Genomic DNA, 17,330 nt, shown 5'->3' with positions numbered 1-17,330 from the left:
CCTTGCCGTTTAACGGCAGCTCGCATTTAACGGCAGCTGCCGTTTATCGGCAGCAGCCCGCAGCTCGGGTACTTTGGACTCTATGCCTTCCACCACCTCGCCGACCGTCCACCGCCGCGCCACGAAGGAGGCGTTGGGCCCCCAGGTCACTGCCGGGGTTGTCACCGCGCTGGTGGGATTCACGTCCTCATTCGCCGTTGTGCTTGCGGGCCTGCGGGGAGTAGGCGCCAATCAGGGGCAGGCGTCCAGCGGACTGCTGGCGCTGACCCTCACTTTCGGACTGGGTATTCTCTGGTTGTCGTGGCGGAGCAAGATGCCGGTCACGCTGGCGTGGTCCACTCCCGGTGCCGCCCTCCTTGCCACTGCCGGGATGGTCGACGGCGGATGGCCGGCTGCCGTGGGGGCCTTCCTGATCGTCGGGGTGCTCATTGTCCTCACGGGATTGCTTCCCCTGCTGGGACGGTTGATGGCGAAGATTCCCACCGCCCTGGCACAGGCCATGCTTGCCGGTGTCCTTCTCCCCTTGTGCCTTGCACCCTTCAAATCGCTTGGTTCAGCGCCGTTGCTGGTGGCTCCAGTGGTGCTGTGCTGGATCGTCCTAATGAAATTCGCCCCGCGGTGGTCTGTCCCGGGCTCCCTGCTGGTGGCCCTTGCGGTTATTGGAATCCACATTGTTTCTACGGGCGTCCAGATCCCCGGCGAGGGCCTGCTGCCACGTCTTGAATGGACCACGCCGACCTTCTCAGTGGAAGCTGCCATCGGCCTGGCGCTCCCCTTGTTCATCGTCACCATGGCGTCCCAGAACATACCCGGGGTGGCCGTGCTGAAGTCGTTCGGGTACAACACGCCGTGGCGTCCATCCATGCTGGTCACCGGCGCGGGAACCATCGTGGGCGCACCTTTCGGTGGCCATGCGATCAACCTCGCAGCACTGAGCGCCGCACTGGCCGCTGGCGAGGAAGCAGGGAAGGATCACAGCCGGCGCTGGATCGCAGCGTTCGTCTCAGGCGTGGCATACCTGGTCCTGGCTGCGGCTTCGGCAGCCCTGGTCACCGTAGTGGCGGCAGCGCCCGCCGGCCTGCTTGAAGCTGTAGCCGGACTCGCGCTGCTGGGCACCCTTGCTTCGTCAATTTCCTCCGCCCTGGCTGTCGCCCACGAGCGGATTCCGGCCTGCCTGACGTTTTTGCTGGCGGCGTCGGGCATTTCATTCGCCGGCGTCGGCGCCGCTTTCTGGGCTTTGGCCGGCGGAATATTGGTTTGCTGGATTTTGAAGAGCCGCGAACCGCTCAAGTCGTCCTGACTCAGGCAGGCTCGTGGTTCTGAGCCTCGCGGGCAAGAGCCGTCAGGCGCGATACGGCACGGAAATACTTCTTCATGTAACCGCCGGTCATCATCTCTTCGGTAAAGAGCTTGTCGAAGGGTACGCCGCTGGCCAGGATGGGCACATCCTTGTCATAGAGCCGGTCGGCCAACACCACGAAGCGGAGCGCGACCGCCTGTTCGGTAATGGTTTCGACGTCGCTCCACACCACGGCTTCGACGCCTGAGATGAGCTGGCGGTAGCGGCTCGGGTGTACGGCCGCCAGGTGGTTGACCAAGGTGCGGAAATCATCCACGGCCACGGTCTTACCGTCGAATTCAGACCTCATCCGGTGCTTGAGTTCTTCGGTCTTGAGCGGCGCGGGCGCAGCTGGCAGGCCACGGTGGCGGAAGTCCTCGCCGTCGATCCTGACGACGTCGAACTGGTCCGCGAGGACTTGGATTTCGCGCTGGAAGTCGACGGCGGCGAAGCGGCCTTCACCCAACGAACCGGGCAGGGTGTTGGACGTAGCCGCAAGCTTCACGCCGGCGTCGGCCAATTCACGCATGAGCCGGGACATCAGCACGGTGTCTCCCGGATCATCGAGTTCGAATTCGTCGATGCACACCAGTTTGTAGCTGCTCAGCGCTTCCACGGTCTTACGGAAGGACAACGCACCCACCAGGTTTGTGTACTCCACGAACGTCCCGAAAGCCTTGGGGCCGGGAGACCTGTGCCAGAGCGACGCCAGGAGGTGGGTCTTGCCCACGCCGAAGCCGCCGTCGAGGTAGATTCCGGCCCTTGTGGCCGGTGCCTTCTTGGCGAACAGCTTCTTGAAGAGTCCGGCGTTGTCGCCGTTGCCCACCCCATCAGCAAAGGCTGACAGGAGTTTCACGGCGTTGGCCTGGCTTGGCTGGGACGGATCAGGCCGGTAGCTGTCGAACGACACCTCTCCGAATCGGGGAGACGGGTAGAAACCCTTGAGGAGTTCCTCCACGGAGACTGCCGGTGTGCGGGCAGCCAATTGTTCGATCTTTACCACGGTGGTCCGTTCCTTCGGCATTGGGTCCCCAGCAAGAATACCGGCAACGGACGCCACGGTACCTGACACGTGACCAAGCCCATGTTTCACCGTATGACCGACCGGGAAGCAATCCATGCGGCCCGTCGTTAGTGTTGAAGCAGGCCGGGTCCGCAACCTGCACCACCTTCCACGGCCTGGCTCCGTCCGTTGTCAGTGAAAGGCCACCATGTCCTACCCCGTTGAACAGAACGAAAAGTTTGCCTCATACGCGAATCCTGAGCGGCTCGTCTCCACCGACTGGCTCGCGGCAGCAATAGCTGACGGCGCTCTAGCCGACGGCAGATTGGTGCTGGTCGAGTCGGACGAAGACGTCCTCCTGTACGAGACCGGGCACATCCCCGGAGCGGTCAAGATCGATTGGCACACCGACCTGAACGATGAAGTCACCCGCGACTACGTCGATGGTGCCGCCTTCGCGGCCCTCGCCGCCTCCAAGGGCATTTCACGGGACAGCACCGTGGTGATCTACGGAGACAAGTCCAACTGGTGGGCTGCGTATGCACTGTGGGTCTTCACGTTGTTCGGCCACCAGGATGTCCGCCTCCTCGATGGCGGCCGCGACAAATGGATCGCAGAGGGCCGCGAGCTGACCACCGAGGTTTCCCAGCCCGCCCCCGGTGAATACCCGGAGGTGGAGCGCAACGACTCCCCCATCCGCGCCTTCAAGGAAGACGTCCTGGCACACCTGGGCAACCCCCTGATTGACGTCCGCTCCCCGGAGGAATACACCGGCCAGCGGACCCACATGCCTGCCTACCCCGAAGAGGGCGCATTGCGGGGCGGCCACATTCCCACGGCCGCATCCATCCCGTGGGCCCGTGCCGCCGCCGAGGACGGTACCTACCGCAGCCGCGAGGAGCTTGAGGCCCTGTACCTGGGTGAAGCCGGCCTGAAGGCAGGCGACGACGTCGTGGCGTACTGCCGCATCGGCGAGCGTTCCAGCCACACCTGGTTCGCTTTGAAGTACCTGCTGGGCTTCGACACCGTCCGCAACTACGACGGCTCCTGGACCGAATGGGGCAACGCTGTACGGGTCCCCATCGTCAAGGGCGCCGAGCGCGGTTCCGTTCCTTCCACGCTGGTCCACAACTAGCACCGGCCACTTCATCGCCTTTGTGCGTAAGCTGGAAGAGATGAGTACGAACACCTTGCCTACCGCCCTGGCGGAAATCGTTGACGACTTCCAGGCGTTGACCGAACCTGACCGCCTCCAGCTCTTGCTGGAGTTCTCCAGGGGGCTGCCGGAGCTTCCGGAGCGCTTGAAGGACCACCCCGAACTGCTGGAGCAGGTCGTCGAGTGCCAGTCGCCACTGTTCCTGACGATTGAGTCGGAGAAGAACGACGACGGCGACCGCGCCTACCGCCTCTTCTTCAAAGCACCGCCGGAAGCACCGACAACACGCGGGTTTGCAGGGGTGTTGCACGAGGGTCTGGACGGCCTGACCGCACGGGAGATCCTGGCGGTTCCCGACGACATGCCCGAACTTTTGGGACTGACGCGGGCCATCACGCCGCTGCGGATGCGCGGCATGACGGCAATGCTTGGCCGCATCAAGCGGAAGGTCGCGGCCGCGAGCCGTCTGGATCACTGAAAGGTATTGCCACTCGGTATGGCCAGGAAAATGGCTTCACAGGGAACGCCGGCTACTGCAGCACTCGCTGCGGCCGGCGTTCCCTTCGTGCTTCATCCCTATGCCCATGATCCCGCTGCGCCAAGCTACGGGCTGGAAGCGGCTGAAGCGCTGGGTATCGATCCCGAACGCGTCTTCAAAACCCTGATGGTGGAAGTGGAAGGCAGGCTGGCCGTTGCCATTGTCCCCGTGTCCGGAAATCTGGACCTGAAGGCCGTGGCGGCCGTTCTCGGGTCCAAGAAAGCGGTGATGGCCGATCCCAAAGCCGCTGAACGCCGCACAGGCTACGTCCTGGGCGGAATATCACCCCTGGGGCAACGCCAGGGGTCCCCCACCGTCCTCGACGACTCAGCGCTGGCCTTCGACACCATCCTCGTCTCCGGCGGCCGGCGGGGCTTGGATCTGGAGCTTGCTCCCGCGGATTTGCTCCGCCTCACCAACGGCACAACCGGACCTATCGGCACAGGACGCAGCTGACCTCAGCTTGCCGGCGCCGAAGGATATGAAGCCGCGGCGTCGCCGGATTGTCCCGGGTTCTTCCGGGGAGCGAGCTGGGTTTGGAGCCACGAGCGCACCAACCGCTCCCAACGTTCCGGATCAACGTTCCACTCCTTGGTATGGCGCGCGCCATGGAACGGCTCAAAGGTCACCATCTCGGGATTCTTTTCGGCGAGGCTGGCCGATGGTCCGAAGGGGACGTAGTCGTCGTCGACGCTGTGGATCAGCAGGGTCGGCGTGCGCAGCTCAACGGCGCGGCTTTCCCAGTCCATTGCTTTGAAGTCCACGGGTGCCGCTAGCCCGGTCAGCCTGCGTCCCAGGGGATGGCCCAGCATCAGCTGTCCGTGACGCCCCACGTTGTAGGGAATCCTGTTCATTTCGGCATGGTGGGCCATGACGTTCACCCAGTTGATCACCGGCGCGTCCAGGACCAGTGCCCTGACTACGTGCCGGTATTTGGAGAGGTCCGCGGCCTGGAGGCTGATCGCACCGCCCATCGACCAACCGAAAAGCACAACCTCCCGCGCTCCATTGTCCAGGGCGTACCCGATGGCTGCCTCCACATCGCGCCATTCCGTCGAGCCCAGGCCGTAGCGGCCGTCCAGGGCGGAGGGGGCCAGTCCATCATTGCGATAGGAGATCAGCAAGCTGTCCAGTCCCAGCCCCTGTGCGGTGCGTACCGCCCGGAGCCCTTCGAGCCGGGTCGCTCCCCGGCCATGGACCATGATCGCCCACACCGGGGCTGGGCCCGATGCTTGGGCGCGGACCAACCACGCAGGCGCCTTGCCGCCGTCGACGTCTATGTCAACGTCCTCGGCCGAAAGGCCCATCGCTGCCGGGTCCGGATAGGTTGCCCCGCTCCACCACGCCCTGCGGGCCTCCGCGAGGTCACCACTGTAGACCTCTTCGACCTCCCGAAGGACGGTCTGTTCTGCCGGCGAGTAGGACACGATCCGACCTATCCTCGCGTGCCCCGTGCCGCCGGAGAAGAAGAGGCTGAAGACGCCGTCGATGGTCGAGTCGGGGGTGGCAGCCAAGATGACCTGCGGGCCCTTGTCTCCCTTGATGACGGCAAGGACTTCCTGGTCCTCGTGGCGTGCAGCCGGGGTGATGACCCGGCGGGCGAAGTAGACGGCGAGCGCTGAGGATCCGGCTCCGACAAGCCCCGCAATGGTTCCTCCGGCGAGGAAGCCGGCAATGGCCCACTTGGTGCGGGGGGTCAGTTTCTTCGCGGCAGCGTCGCTCGCTGGCCTTGTAGTCGATGCCATGGTTCCATTTTGCCGTGAGTCGGGGCACCTCGGTGCAGGCGGCGCCGCGCGGCGGCCGGGTGTGGCCGAATCGTGCCCGGAAACCCTGCGGACGGCCGCGCCCGGGACTACGCTGTAGCCATGAGTGATCCCATAGTCATCCTGACTGAAGAGCCCCTTGGCCCCGACGACCGCGTGAACATTGCCAAACTGATCGACGGCGGTGATACCCCGTTGGTCTTGTTGGTCCCCGCCAATACCGAGCGCCACCTGTTGGTGGATTTTTTGGAGAACCTTTCGCTGCTGGACGTAGCGAAGGCGTTCCGGGAGCTTACTGCGCAGTCTCCGGATCCTGCCACGGAGCGCGCAGAGGCTGCGGAGACTTTGTCGACCTCGCTGGCGGCCTTGGATGGCTTGGGGAGCGGCGTCACCGGTGAAATCGTCGACGGCGGTGCCGTGGCGGGCTTGGTGGCCAAGGTCCGGGACGTGGATGCCGCACAGGCCGTGGTCATCACCCGTCCGCACGCGATCGCCGACACGTTCCGCACGGATTGGGCCAACAAGGCCCAGGATCAGTTGGGACTCCCGGTGCTCCATCTGTATGCGGGCTCGGGATTTATCGGCGACTCGTGAGCGTTGCATAAGACATGAACACTCCTGAGAACATCAGCAAGACACCTTCTGTGCCCGTCGAGAAGAGCGATGCCCAGTGGCGCGAGGAGTTGACCCCTGAGGAATACCGTGTGCTGCGGCAAGCCGGAACCGAGCGCCCGTATACCGGTGAGTACTGGGATACGCACACTGAGGGCGTCTACCAGTGCCGGGCCTGTGGCAGCGAGTTGTTCACCAGCAAGGAGAAGTTCGACTCGCACTGCGGGTGGCCGTCCTTCTGGGCACCGTTGGCCGAAGGTACTGTCAGGTACCTTCATGACCGCACCATGGGAATGGACAGGGTTGAGGTCCGGTGCGCCACGTGTGATTCGCACCTGGGCCATGTTTTCGAGGGCGAAGGCTACGGCACGCCCACGGACCAGCGGTTCTGCATCAACTCCATCTCGCTCCGCTTGGTGAACCCGGACGAGAGCTAGACGCCTCAGTGGCCCCCGAACTGGATCTCAGGGTCCAAGTTCGGGGGCTATGAGCAACAGTTTCTTATGCTCACCCCATTCTTGAATTAGCGATGCTTTTCGCTTGCTACGCTCGGCCCAGAAGCAACAACAACTTCGGAAAGGGCCGAGCACCATGACCAACACCGCAATCGCAACCCGCCCCCGTGTCACCGCTGACAACGCCGAGTGGGTAACCCTTAAAGCCGCTGCCACCGCCCTCCAGGGCCACCAGGAGCAGGACGGCTCCATCATCGATCCTGCCGTCCATGAGGAAGCAGCCGAACTGGTGGGCACCATCACCACAGCCATCATCAACCTGGCACCCAGCTTCGAGCACGATGCCCAGTACCTTTCGCTTCTGGTGGAGGACTTCAACCGCTGGGTCGAGGGCGGCTTCGGAGTCCCGGACTTCCTTGACTCCCTCCAGGCGTTCCAGCCCCAAAAACTGCGCATCGATGGCCTCCAGCACCTGGTGGTCTTCCCCATGTACACCCAGAACGGCAGCACCAACCGGCTGGTCGAAGCCGTGCTGATCGAGGTCATCTGGCCGGAATTCATCAGTGGCCTGGAGGCCGGCGATTACTCGAACAAGCTCTTCGTCCCCATCCGGTTCGTCGACTTCACGCCCGGCTACGACACCAACTCTGCTGTGCTGTTCCCCGAGACCGTCGCCGTCCGCGAGACCCCCACGTTCACCTGGGGCGCCATCTTTGCCGACCGGGAAGCCGCGCGTTTCCGCCGCGTCCTCAAGTCGGCAGCGGAAACAACTTCCCTGGAACTGCCGGAGGACGCTGCACAGCTGATCGATGACCAGGAACTCACGCAGCGCACGTTCGTCATGTGGGACCTGATCCACGACCGCACCCACATGCGTGGCGACCTTCCGTTTGATCCGTTCATGATCAAACAGCGCATGCCGTTCTTCCTCTACTCCCTTGAGGAGCTTCGCTGCGACCTTACGGCATTTCGCGAATCCGTCCTGATCGAGAAGGACGAGAACGCCGATCCCGATGCACGCAAGCACGCCAAGCTGGTTCAATACGCAGTGATTTTCGATCGGATCTTCCGCTTCGCCATCACCGGAAACCGCGTCCGCAACTACGACGGACTGGGCGGCCAGCTCCTGTTCGCATGGATGCACCAGCACCATGTACTCCACTGGACGGACAGCAAGCTCTCCATCGACTGGGATGACGCGGCTGCCGTAGTGGTTGAACTCGGTGCCAAAATCGAGGAACTATACTGGCGTTCCATTGATCGTCCCAAGGCGGCCCACTGGCTGGCCGCCTATGAGCTGATCTCCAGCACCGTGACTCCCCACCCGGCTTCGGTCTGGGCCAAGGGTCCGGACGCCCTGCCTTTGGACGGCGCTCCCCGCGGGCTCACCGACCAGGTCCTGGACGATGAATTCCCGCTGTCCATGTTCTACGAAGCCCTGGAGAAGAAGATGCGTCCCGTCATTGAATCCACCACCGGCATCACAGGCGCCACGGCGGCCTGATGACTCCACTGACAGTCTTGGTAACGGGCGGTAGCAGCGCTTCAGGCGTGGCTGCCGCCCGGGCCTTGTCCAGCGCCGGCCACCGGGTCTTGACTGTTGGTTCCGACCAGGCACGGATCGAGGCGGCCGCACGGGAAGCAGGCGACGCCGTGACTCCCATGGTGTGCGATCTCGGCAATCTGGAATCCGTACGCAAGCTGGCTTCGACGATCACGGACCGCGGCATTGGGGGCATCGACGGTGTAATCCACCTCGTCGGTGGTTGGCGCGGGGCCAAGGGCATCGAAGACCAAACGGATGAGGACTGGGAGGCGCTGGAACGGGGCGCCGTTACTACGCTGCGCAACGTATCCCGGGTTTTCTACGGTCAACTCGAAGCGTCGCCCCACGGCCGGTTTGCCATGGTGTCCTCAACCGCCGTCAGCCATCCCACAGCCGCAGCTGCCAGTTACGTTGCGGCGAAGGCCGCCGCCGAGGCATGGACGATGGCTATGGCCGACGGCTTCCGGCGGGCGCAGTCGGCCGACAGTTCCGAAGAACAGCACAGCGCGGCCGTTGTCTTTGTGGTCAAAGCGCTGGTGGACGATGCCATGCGACGTTCGCATCCGGAACGGCGGTTCCCCGGCCATACGGACGTCGAGGAACTGGCCGCTGCCGCCGTCGGCCTTTTCGAACAACCTGCCTCCATCCTTAACGGCCAGCGGATCCAGCTGGCCAAATAGACTTGAAAGCGTGAATGAACAAGTGACGAGCACAACAGAGGCATTGCCCAGCACGACCCACACTTCGGCCAGCCAGCTGCACGACCCCTCGGTCCGCGGCTTTGCTTCGGACAACTACTCGGGCGTGCACCCGGAAATCCTGGCAGCGCTGGCCTCAGCCAACGGAGGCCACCAGGTTTCCTACGGCGAGGATGTCTACACCGCCAAGCTGCAGTCGGTCCTTGAACAGCAGTTCGGCCAGGGCATTGAATGCTTCCCCGTTTTCAACGGCACTGGCGCCAATGTCTTGTCGCTGCAGTCATTGCTGCCCCGCTGGGGGGCCGTGATCTGCGCGGCCACTGCGCACATCAACATGGACGAGAACGGCGCGCCGGAACGGGTCGGCGGCATCAAGCTGCTGCAGGTCCCTACAGAGGACGGCAAGCTCACTCCTGAGCTCATTGACCGCGAAGCGTGGGGCTGGGGCGATGAGCACCGCGCGCAACCCCTGGTGGTCTCCATCACCCAGACCACGGAACTGGGCACCTGCTACACCCCCGAAGAGGTCCGCGCCATCGCTGACCACGCCCACTCCAAGGGCATGAAGCTGCACATGGACGGCGCCCGGCTGGCCAACGCCGCAGCCCACCTTGACGTACCGCTGCGGGCCGTTACCCGCGACGCCGGCGTGGACATCCTTTCCTTCGGCGGGACCAAGAACGGCCTGGTTTTCGGTGAAGTGGTTGTGGCCCTGAACCCCGAAGCCGCGGACGGCCTGAAGTTCCTGCGGAAGATGAACATGCAATTGGCTTCCAAAATGCGGTTCATCTCGGCCCAATTCATTGCCCTGCTCGAGGACGGCTTGTGGCTGCGCTCGGCGGCGCACGCCAACGCCATGGCGGCCCGCCTGCGGAGCGCGATTGACGGAATCGACGGCGTCGAACCCACCCAGGCCACCCAGTCCAACGGCGTCTTCGCCATCCTGCCGGAAGGGGTTGCCGACCGCCTGAGGAAGTCCTTCGCTTTTTACGACTGGGACGCTGCCCGACGCGAAGTCCGCTGGATGTGTTCCTTCGACACCACGGAGGAAGACATCGATACCTTCGTCGCAGCCATCAGGCGTGAGCTGGCGTAACGCTGGCGCCCCCTGCAGTCCGGGGCGGCGAGCCTGCACAGGATCGCCGCCCCGGACGCATAATCTGCGAGTGTGAACGCCCTCGCACAAGTTCCCCCGGACTTTCTCTTCGCCTTGGGAACGCTACGAAAAGCACAATGCCGCAGCGAACTGCGGCTTGACGAAATCCCAGCACCGGCACGTTTGGCCCCCTACGCGGTAGCCCTGGGAGCTGAAGTCTTCAGCCCCACCGCCGCCACCCGCCAGGTTCCCGTCCATGGACCTGCAGCCAAGGCCTTTGCCAAGAGCCAAGGCAACAGCCCATCCAGCGAAGACGAGGACGAACTGGCCACCGGCCGCTTCATCCTGCTCTACGATCCCGAGGGATCGGCAGTGTGGGAAGGCGAGTTCAGGATCGTCACCTACATTCGCGCCCAAATGGATGCCGAGATGGGCAACGACTCCATGCTTGGTTCTGTGGCATGGACCTGGCTCGTTGAAGCCCTGGAGCACCGCTCAGCGCCGTACCGCGCCGCCGGTGGAACGGCAACAAGGATCCTCTCCGAGAGCTTCGGCACGTTGGCCGAACGTCCCGACACCATCGACATCGAGCTCCGCGCTTCCTGGACGCCCGCCAGTTCCAACGTCCAGTCACATCTGGAGGCCTGGTCCGACATGGTGTGCACCTTCGCGGGGTTGCCTCCCCTGCCGCCGGGAGTTACCGGCCTGCCCAACAGGAGGCGCAATTGAGCACCAGGCAAGCGAGGGGAACTGCCCTCCGGAACCCAAAAGCGCACCACAGCGGGACGAATCGGTAAGCTTAAGCCACCATGACCCCTGAAAACCTGGAAAATACCACAGCCGGCGATCCGGTTGCTGATCCCACCACCCACATCAAGGTTGACGGCTTTGACAGCCACGTCCCGGAAGTGATTGACCTCGACACTCCCCGTGAAGGCGTGCCTTTGGTCATCGACACACCGGCCGGACTTGAACGATGCGCAGCCGCCATCGCCGCCGGCACCGGGCCCGCCGGCGTCGACGCAGAGCGTGCTTCCGGGTTCCGTTACGGCCAGCGCGCCTTCCTGGTCCAGATCCGCCGTGAAGGAGCCGGGACCTGGCTCATCGACCCCGAACCGTTCGACAACCTGGATATCGTCAATGATGCTTTGCGGGGCGTCGAATGGATCCTGCACGCCGCCACACAGGACCTGCCCTGCCTGTCGGAGCTCGGCATGTGGCCGGACAAACTTTTTGATACCGAGCTTGCCGCCAGGCTGGCCGGCCTGCCCCGCGTCGGCCTGGCAGCCGTCATTGAGCAACTGCTTGGATTCGGGCTCGCCAAGGAGCACTCTGCCGCAGACTGGTCCACGCGGCCCCTTCCGGAACCTTGGCTGCGCTACGCAGCGCTCGACGTCGAGGTCCTTGCCGAGCTGCGCGAGGAACTCATCGAATTGCTGGAAGCCGACGGCAAGCTGGAGTACGCCGAACAGGAATTTGCCGGGATCCTCGCCGCAGGCCTTCCTGCGCCAAGGGTCGACCCGTGGCGCAAAACCTCCGGCCTCCACCAGATCCGTGACCGCCGCCAACTGGCAGCGGTCCGGGAACTGTGGCAGGAACGCGACCAACTGGCACGCAAGCGCGACGTCGCCCCGGGCCGGCTCATTCCCGACTCCGCCCTCGTTGCCGCCGCCAAGGCCATGCCCACCACGGTCCCCCAACTCCTGGCCACCAAGGGATTCCACGGCAGGTCCGCCCAGCGCGAAGCTCCCCGCTGGTTGCGCTGCATCACCACGGCCAGGACCATGACCGACCTGCCGCCCCTCCACCTGCCCACCAACGCCCCACCGCCTCCCCGGGTGTGGGCCGACCGGGACCCGGAAGCCGCTGCACGGCTCGCCACGGCAAGGCCGGCGCTCCAGGCCAAAGCCGACGAACTCAAATTGCCCGTCGAAAACCTCCTCACCCCTGACTACCTCCGGCGGGTAGCCTGGCGGCCACCGGCAGAGGTTTCAGTGGACTCGGTCGCCGCGGAACTGAGGGCTCTTGGCGCCAGGGAATGGCAGATTTCCTTCGCCGCGCCAATACTGGCCGAGGCCTGCTTGAACCCCAAGCCGCTGCCCGCCAAGGAGTCCAAGGACGCCAAGGACTCCAAGGCCAGGGAAGTCCAGCAAGCCAAGGACTCTGACTGAGCACCGCCTTCGCCAAGGCCCGCCCCCCGAACACTCGTTCGTGGCGGCGGGCCTTTTGCGTGCCGGATTCGGGGACCACGCCGACAACCCTTGGCCTTGCACGCTAAGTTACCGACGAGTAACATGGCGTTAATGCCAACCGTAACCGCCCAGCGGGACACGGTGCCATGTCTCAACGAGGAGTTAACACATGAGTCCATCACGCAGTGCTCAGCGGAACGTCCGCGACGTCGTCTTCGTGGACGGCGTCCGCACACCCTTCGGCAAAGCCGGCGAAAAGGGCATTTACGCGGGAACCCGCGCCGATGACCTGGTGGTGAAATGCATCCGCGAGCTCATGAGGCGAAATCCGTCGCTGCCAGCGGAGCGCGTCGATGAGGTAGCCATTGCCGCTACTACCCAGACCGGCGACCAGGGCCTTACTATCGGCCGGACAGCGGCACTGTTGGCCGGCCTCCCCCGTTCGGTTCCCGGGTTCGCCATCGACCGCATGTGCGCCGGTGCCATGACGGCAGTAACGACGACGGCGAGCGGCATCGGCTTTGGCGCCTACGATGTCGTCATTGCAGGCGGCGTGGAACACATGGGCAACCACCCCATGGGTGCCGGGGCCGACCCCAACCCCCGCTTCATGTCCGAGCGACTCGTGGATCCCGCGGCCCTGAATATGGGAAACACCGCCGAGAACCTGCATGACCGCTTCCCCGCAATTACCAAGGACCGCACGGACGCCTACGCCGCAGCTTCGCAGGCCAAGCTGGCCGCAGCCTATTCCAACGAGCAGATCCAGCACGACCTCGTGCCCGTAGCCACCATGAAACCCGGCCAGGGATGGGCGCTCCACACCACGGACGAGCCGCCACGCCCGGGCACCACCGTGGAGGACCTGGCTGAACTTCGCACTCCTTTCCGCGCCCACGGCCGCGTCACCGCCGGCAATGCCGCGGGGTTGAACGACGGAGCCACAGCAGCCGTCCTTGCCTCGGCGGATGCGGCCGAAGAACTTGGGCTCTCCGTCAAGATGCGGCTGGTCTCCTACGCCTTCGCAGGAGTCGAGCCGGAAGTCATGGGCATCGGCCCCGTCCCGGCCACCGAGAAAGCCCTCAAGAACGCCGGCCTGGGCATCGAAGACATCGGACTGTTCGAAATCAACGAGGCATTCGCAGTCCAGGTACTGAGCTTCCTGGACCACTTCGGGATTGCCGATGACGACCCCCGGGTCAACCGCTATGGCGGGGCGATCGCCGTCGGACATCCGCTTGCCTCCTCAGGCGTGAGGCTGATGAACCAGCTCGCGCGGCAGTTCGAGGAAGACCCGACCGTCCGTTACGGCATCACCACCATGTGCATCGGGTTGGGAATGGGCGCCACGGTCATCTGGGAAAACCCGCACCACGCCGATTACGCATCCTCCGTCACTGAGCAGGCCACTGCCACCACCGCACCCACTGAAGGAGCCGCCGCATGAGCGCCGCAGAATTCCAAAAGCTCGCAGCCCTGTTCCCCGACGAAGTAGTCACGCACTCCTATGTCCAGGACATCGAACTCCCGGGCGGCGTTGGAACCTTCGCGCTCATCACCCTGGACAACGGCCTGGACCACACCAAGCCGACCACGCTGGGTCCCAACACCCTGGTGGAACTCGGCGGCGTCCTGGAGAACCTCAAGGAGCGGGCGTCGCGGGGCGAGATCGTGGGAGCAGGCGTCACTGGCAAACCGTATTTCCTGGTTGCCGGTGCCGACCTTTCGGCGGTGAAAACCCTCAAGGAACGCGAACACGGGCTCTGGATGGCCCAGCTTGGCCACGCTGTCTATGCCACCCTGGCTGACCTGGGAGTGCCCAGCTTCGCCTTCATCAATGGCCTGGCACTTGGCGGGGGGCTCGAGATCGCCCTCCAGTCCACCTACAGGACCGTCTCCACGGGGGCCGGAGCGCTGGCCCTCCCTGAAGCCTTCATCGGCCTGGTTCCGGGTTGGGGCGGCGTCTATATCCTTCCGCGCCTGATTGGCCCGGAAAACGCGGTCAAGGTGATGATCGAGAACCCGCTGAGCAACAACCGGACCCTCACAGGACCACAGGCCTACGAGCTCGGAGTGGCCGACGCCATCTTCGAGCCCGCTGATTTCCTGGAACAGTCACTGGCATGGGCAGCACGCGTCATCGCCGGTGACACCACGCCGGATCGCAAGAACGCCGTTGATGTTTCCGACGACGCGGTGGCTGCGCGCTGGGCAGCGGCAGTGGCGGCAGGACGGGCCTTCGTTGAGGCCAAGACCTCCAATGCGTCCCCCGCGCCTGCCAAGGTGCTGGACGTCATGGAAGCCAACCGGACCATGACGCAGCAGGAATCGGCGGAGCTCGAGTGCGAGACCTTGGCCGACCTCATGCAGACCGACGAATTCCGTTCCACCGTGTATGCGTTCCTGGACCTCGTGCAGAAGCGCTCCAAGCGCCCTGCCGGAGCACCCGACCGCAAGCTGGCACGCCCGGTGACCAAGGTGGGCGTGGTAGGCGCCGGACTCATGGCAAGCCAGTTGGCGCTACTTTTCGCGCGTCAGCTCAAGGTGCCTGTCGTGATGACAGACATCGATCAGGCCAGGGTGGACAAGGGCGTTGCCTATGTTCACGCTGAAGTCGACAAATTGCTGGCAAAGAAGCGGATCAAGGCCGACGCCGCCAACCGGACCAAGGCGCTCGTAACCGGTTCGGTATCCAAGGAAGTCTTCGCTGATGCCGACTTTGTCATCGAGGCCGTGTTTGAAGAACTGAACATCAAGAAGCAGGTCTTCGCTGAGGTCGAAGAGGTCGTCTCCCCCGAGTGTATTCTGGCCACCAACACCTCCTCGCTCTCCGTCACTGCCATGGCCGAGGACCTGAAGCACCCTGAACGCCTTGTGGGCTTCCACTTCTTCAACCCGGTGGCCGTCATGCCACTCCTGGAGATCGTGAAGGCACCAAAAACCGACGACGCCGTCCTGGCTACCGCTTTCGAGCTCGCCAAGGGACTCAAGAAGACCGCTGTGCTGGTCAAGGACGCGGCCGCCTTCGTGGTGAACCGCATCCTCCTGCGCCTCATGGGCGAGGTCATCGCAGCGTTCGACGAAGGCACGCCGGCCGAGGTGGCCGATACCGCTTTGCGTCCCATGGGCTTGCCCATGTCCCCGTTCACGCTCAGCGCCATGGTTGGCCTTCCTGTGGCACAGCACGTTCAAGAGTCACTGCACGCAGCATTCGGTGACCGCTTCCCGGTATCACAAAACCTGCAGAAGCTGATCGACAACGGAGTGAAATCACTGTGGGTTCCCGGGCCGGATGGCAAACCGGTCATTCCCGCTGAGACGCTGGCCATCCTGTCCTTCGGCAACACCCCCTCAACAGGCGAGGAAGTCCTGCGACGCACGCAAGACGCCCTGGCGGAGGAAATCGGGCTCATGCTCGAAGAGGGCGTCGTAGCAGGACCGGAGGACATCGACCTCTGCGTCATCATGGGCGCCGGCTGGCCAATGTTCCTCGGTGGCATCACCCCGTACCTGGACCGTGTGGGTGCTTCCGAGCGGGTCAACGGCAAGCGGTTCCTGGCACCAGGAACAGCTTCCGCGCCAGCCTAGGCAAAGCGTTGGAAACGGGCCGGGCCCGGAGCTGTTGCTCCGGGCCCGGCCCTGTTTGTGCTTTGGGATCAGAAAAGTGCAACCTTGGGCGACCTCGGGAAGATTTCGTCGAGCTCGTCACGGTCCTCCTGCGTGGGAACCCAGGCGACGGCTTCGGCGTTTTCACGGATTTGTTCGGGCCGGGTCGCACCAGCTATGACGCTGCTGACGCCCGGTTGCGCCGCCAGCCATGAGAAGGCCAACTGCAGCTCGCTGAGCCCGCGCTCCTTGGCGAACTGGCCAAAACGGCCCAGCTGCTCCCAGTCGGCGTCGTGCACGAGGTTGGTGCGGGTGTGGCTCAGCCGCGACCCTTCGGGCGCCTTGCCCGCGGAGTACTTTCCCGTCAGGAGTCCATTGGCAAGGGGGAAGTACGGCAGCACCCCCAAGGAGAAGGCTTGGGCTGCCGGAAGGACTTCGAGTTCGGCCCGCCGGTCGAGCAAGTTGTAGTGGTTCTGCGTGGAAATAAAGCGCGCACCACCGGCCTGGCGCCCAACATACTCTGCCTGAGCAATCTGCCACCCGGCAAAATTGGAATGCCCGATGTAGCGGACCTTACCGCTGGAGACCAGGTCATCCAGGGCGGACAACGTCTCTTCGATGGGCGTCCGAGGATCCGGTGTGTGGAACTGGTAGAGGTCGATCCAGTCGGTGTCCAGGCGCCGCAGGGACTCTTCAACGGCCTTGACGATGTACCGGCGCGAACCACGGGCATCGAAATCATTGCCATTTACTCCGCGCATGTCCATGCCGAACTTGGTGCCGATGACGACGTCGTCGCGGTAGCCCTTCAGCGCTTTGCCGAGCATGGTTTCGCTGAGCCCCGGCTCGCGTCCGTAAACATCGGCGACGTCGAAAAAGGTCACCCCGGATTCGACGGCGGCGCGGACTACTGCGTCGGTGCCTTCCTGGGACTCCGTGGGCGTGTTGGCCCGCCCCAGGTTGTTGCAACCCAGCCCTACAGCTGAGACGGTCAGTCCGGAATGGCCAAGGCGTCGGTATTCAGTCATGAAGCCAGCCTATCCCGCCCTCAAGCGGAGATGGTCACCCCGGGCAACCAAAACTAGCTGCCGGCGGCTCCGTAAGGGATACCGGACTCTTCCAGTGCGTCCTCGAGCTGGGCGATCGCCACCGGCCCCATGCCATGGAGCTTGGAGATCTGCCCGTCCCCGTACTCCGCCAGTTGTTCCAAGGTTTCTATGCCCTGGTGGGCCAGGGCCCGCCTGGCAGGTGCCGCCAGGCCCTTGGGCAGAGGCGTATGTCCTGGCCAATTGCTCTTGGATGACATGGGGATCCCTCCTGATGCGT

At 64.1% G+C, this 17,330-nt stretch carries 17 protein-coding genes; 13 read left to right on the top strand and 4 right to left on the bottom strand.

Translation table 11 applies throughout. From position 1 onward, the window contains the following. Positions 1 to 82 precede the first annotated feature (82 nt). The gene (locus AB0N72_RS00790; RefSeq protein ID WP_363931393.1) at positions 83 to 1,300 is read left to right on the top strand and encodes a benzoate/H(+) symporter BenE family transporter; all 1,218 of its coding nucleotides are present in this window, start codon (positions 83 to 85) and stop codon (positions 1,298 to 1,300) included. Between the two features lies 1 nt (position 1,301). On the opposite strand, the gene zapE is transcribed toward AB0N72_RS00790, so the two are convergent. Continuing rightward, a complete protein-coding gene (zapE, locus tag AB0N72_RS00785; RefSeq protein WP_363931655.1) occupies positions 1,302 to 2,342 on the bottom strand; it encodes a cell division protein ZapE in 1,041 nt (346 codons plus the stop codon). 208 nt (positions 2,343 to 2,550) lie between these two features. On the opposite strand from zapE, the gene AB0N72_RS00780 reads away from it, so the two are divergent. From AB0N72_RS00780 to ybaK, 3 genes are read left to right on the top strand one after another with little or no spacing between them, the layout of a single operon-like run. After that, positions 2,551 to 3,477: a sulfurtransferase gene (locus AB0N72_RS00780; protein WP_363931392.1), complete on the top strand. Its 927-nt coding sequence runs from the start codon at positions 2,551 to 2,553 to the stop codon at positions 3,475 to 3,477. A gap of 40 nt (positions 3,478 to 3,517) precedes the next feature. Next, positions 3,518 to 3,976, top strand: a complete 459-nt coding sequence (locus AB0N72_RS00775) for a SufE family protein (RefSeq protein ID WP_363931391.1) — start codon at positions 3,518 to 3,520, stop codon at positions 3,974 to 3,976. 18 nt (positions 3,977 to 3,994) lie between these two features. Then, positions 3,995 to 4,492 (top strand): Cys-tRNA(Pro) deacylase, encoded by a 498-nt coding sequence (gene ybaK, locus AB0N72_RS00770; protein WP_363931390.1) that lies wholly within the window; start codon positions 3,995 to 3,997, stop codon positions 4,490 to 4,492. 2 nt (positions 4,493 to 4,494) lie between these two features. Here the strand turns inward: ybaK and AB0N72_RS00765 are convergent, their stop codons facing one another. Further along, entirely contained in the window at positions 4,495 to 5,781 is a 1,287-nt protein-coding gene (locus AB0N72_RS00765; protein ID WP_363931388.1) for an alpha/beta fold hydrolase, read from the bottom strand. Between the two features lie 120 nt (positions 5,782 to 5,901). Here AB0N72_RS00765 and AB0N72_RS00760 point away from each other — a divergent pair, with 120 nt between their 5' ends. From AB0N72_RS00760 to AB0N72_RS00720, 9 genes are all read left to right on the top strand, one after another. Further along, a complete protein-coding gene (locus tag AB0N72_RS00760) occupies positions 5,902 to 6,393 on the top strand; it encodes a hypothetical protein (RefSeq protein ID WP_363931387.1) in 492 nt (163 codons plus the stop codon). Positions 6,394 to 6,407: 14 nt separating this feature from the next. After that, positions 6,408 to 6,848: a peptide-methionine (R)-S-oxide reductase MsrB gene (gene msrB, locus AB0N72_RS00755; RefSeq protein ID WP_363931386.1), complete on the top strand. Its 441-nt coding sequence runs from the start codon at positions 6,408 to 6,410 to the stop codon at positions 6,846 to 6,848. Positions 6,849 to 7,002: 154 nt separating this feature from the next. Further along, positions 7,003 to 8,370 carry a DUF6421 family protein gene (locus tag AB0N72_RS00750; RefSeq protein WP_363931385.1) on the top strand — a complete coding sequence of 456 codons (1,368 nt, stop codon included), beginning with the start codon at positions 7,003 to 7,005 and terminating at the stop codon, positions 8,368 to 8,370. Next, positions 8,370 to 9,092, top strand: coding sequence for an SDR family NAD(P)-dependent oxidoreductase (locus tag AB0N72_RS00745; protein WP_363931384.1), 723 nt, complete (start codon positions 8,370 to 8,372; stop codon positions 9,090 to 9,092). The genes AB0N72_RS00750 and AB0N72_RS00745 overlap by 1 nt, the downstream gene beginning before the upstream one ends. A gap of 10 nt (positions 9,093 to 9,102) precedes the next feature. Beyond that, positions 9,103 to 10,206, top strand: coding sequence for a low specificity L-threonine aldolase (locus tag AB0N72_RS00740; RefSeq protein ID WP_363931383.1), 1,104 nt, complete (start codon positions 9,103 to 9,105; stop codon positions 10,204 to 10,206). Between the two features lie 72 nt (positions 10,207 to 10,278). Beyond that, on the top strand, positions 10,279 to 10,935 hold the full coding sequence (locus AB0N72_RS00735; RefSeq protein WP_363931382.1) for a DUF3000 domain-containing protein: 657 nt from the start codon (positions 10,279 to 10,281) through the stop codon (positions 10,933 to 10,935). Positions 10,936 to 11,015: 80 nt separating this feature from the next. After that, positions 11,016 to 12,377, top strand: a complete 1,362-nt coding sequence (locus tag AB0N72_RS00730; protein ID WP_363931381.1) for an HRDC domain-containing protein — start codon at positions 11,016 to 11,018, stop codon at positions 12,375 to 12,377. 190 nt (positions 12,378 to 12,567) lie between these two features. Continuing rightward, positions 12,568 to 13,845 carry an acetyl-CoA C-acyltransferase gene (locus AB0N72_RS00725; RefSeq protein WP_363931380.1) on the top strand — a complete coding sequence of 426 codons (1,278 nt, stop codon included), beginning with the start codon at positions 12,568 to 12,570 and terminating at the stop codon, positions 13,843 to 13,845. Then, complete coding sequence (locus tag AB0N72_RS00720; protein ID WP_363931379.1) at positions 13,842 to 15,986, top strand: 3-hydroxyacyl-CoA dehydrogenase NAD-binding domain-containing protein; 2,145 nt, start codon at positions 13,842 to 13,844, stop codon at positions 15,984 to 15,986. Before AB0N72_RS00725 ends, AB0N72_RS00720 begins: the two co-directional genes overlap by 4 nt. Before the next feature lie 68 nt (positions 15,987 to 16,054). On the opposite strand, the gene AB0N72_RS00715 is transcribed toward AB0N72_RS00720, so the two are convergent. Together AB0N72_RS00715 and AB0N72_RS00710 are read right to left on the bottom strand one after the other, a co-directional pair. Further along, entirely contained in the window at positions 16,055 to 17,032 is a 978-nt protein-coding gene (locus AB0N72_RS00715) for an aldo/keto reductase (protein ID WP_363931378.1), read from the bottom strand. A gap of 53 nt (positions 17,033 to 17,085) precedes the next feature. After that, positions 17,086 to 17,310, bottom strand: coding sequence for a hypothetical protein (locus AB0N72_RS00710; RefSeq protein WP_363931376.1), 225 nt, complete (start codon positions 17,308 to 17,310; stop codon positions 17,086 to 17,088). Between the last annotated feature and the right edge of the window lie 20 nt (positions 17,311 to 17,330).

This window comes from Paenarthrobacter sp. NPDC089307 (assembly GCF_040685055.1).
Taxonomy (GTDB): domain Bacteria; phylum Actinomycetota; class Actinomycetes; order Actinomycetales; family Micrococcaceae; genus Arthrobacter.
The sequence above is the reverse complement of the archived record's forward strand: the minus strand, read 5'-3'. Positions and strand labels throughout refer to the sequence as shown.

What these genes read in the sequence shown, in the direction of transcription:
- AB0N72_RS00790 (WP_363931393.1), top strand. Translation starts at nt 83, where the DNA reads ATGCCTTCCACCACCTCGCCGACCGTCCACCGCCGCGCCACGAAGGAG.
- AB0N72_RS00780 (WP_363931392.1), top strand. Translation starts at nt 2,551, where the DNA reads ATGTCCTACCCCGTTGAACAGAACGAAAAGTTTGCCTCATACGCGAAT.
- AB0N72_RS00775 (WP_363931391.1), top strand. Translation starts at nt 3,518, where the DNA reads ATGAGTACGAACACCTTGCCTACCGCCCTGGCGGAAATCGTTGACGAC.
- ybaK (WP_363931390.1), top strand. Translation starts at nt 3,995, where the DNA reads ATGGCCAGGAAAATGGCTTCACAGGGAACGCCGGCTACTGCAGCACTC.
- AB0N72_RS00765 (WP_363931388.1), bottom strand. Translation starts at nt 5,781, where the DNA reads ATGGCATCGACTACAAGGCCAGCGAGCGACGCTGCCGCGAAGAAACTG.
- AB0N72_RS00760 (WP_363931387.1), top strand. Translation starts at nt 5,902, where the DNA reads ATGAGTGATCCCATAGTCATCCTGACTGAAGAGCCCCTTGGCCCCGAC.
- msrB (WP_363931386.1), top strand. Translation starts at nt 6,408, where the DNA reads ATGAACACTCCTGAGAACATCAGCAAGACACCTTCTGTGCCCGTCGAG.
- AB0N72_RS00750 (WP_363931385.1), top strand. Translation starts at nt 7,003, where the DNA reads ATGACCAACACCGCAATCGCAACCCGCCCCCGTGTCACCGCTGACAAC.
- AB0N72_RS00745 (WP_363931384.1), top strand. Translation starts at nt 8,370, where the DNA reads ATGACTCCACTGACAGTCTTGGTAACGGGCGGTAGCAGCGCTTCAGGC.
- AB0N72_RS00730 (WP_363931381.1), top strand. Translation starts at nt 11,016, where the DNA reads ATGACCCCTGAAAACCTGGAAAATACCACAGCCGGCGATCCGGTTGCT.
- AB0N72_RS00725 (WP_363931380.1), top strand. Translation starts at nt 12,568, where the DNA reads ATGAGTCCATCACGCAGTGCTCAGCGGAACGTCCGCGACGTCGTCTTC.
- AB0N72_RS00720 (WP_363931379.1), top strand. Translation starts at nt 13,842, where the DNA reads ATGAGCGCCGCAGAATTCCAAAAGCTCGCAGCCCTGTTCCCCGACGAA.
- AB0N72_RS00715 (WP_363931378.1), bottom strand. Translation starts at nt 17,032, where the DNA reads ATGACTGAATACCGACGCCTTGGCCATTCCGGACTGACCGTCTCAGCT.
- AB0N72_RS00710 (WP_363931376.1), bottom strand. Translation starts at nt 17,310, where the DNA reads ATGTCATCCAAGAGCAATTGGCCAGGACATACGCCTCTGCCCAAGGGC.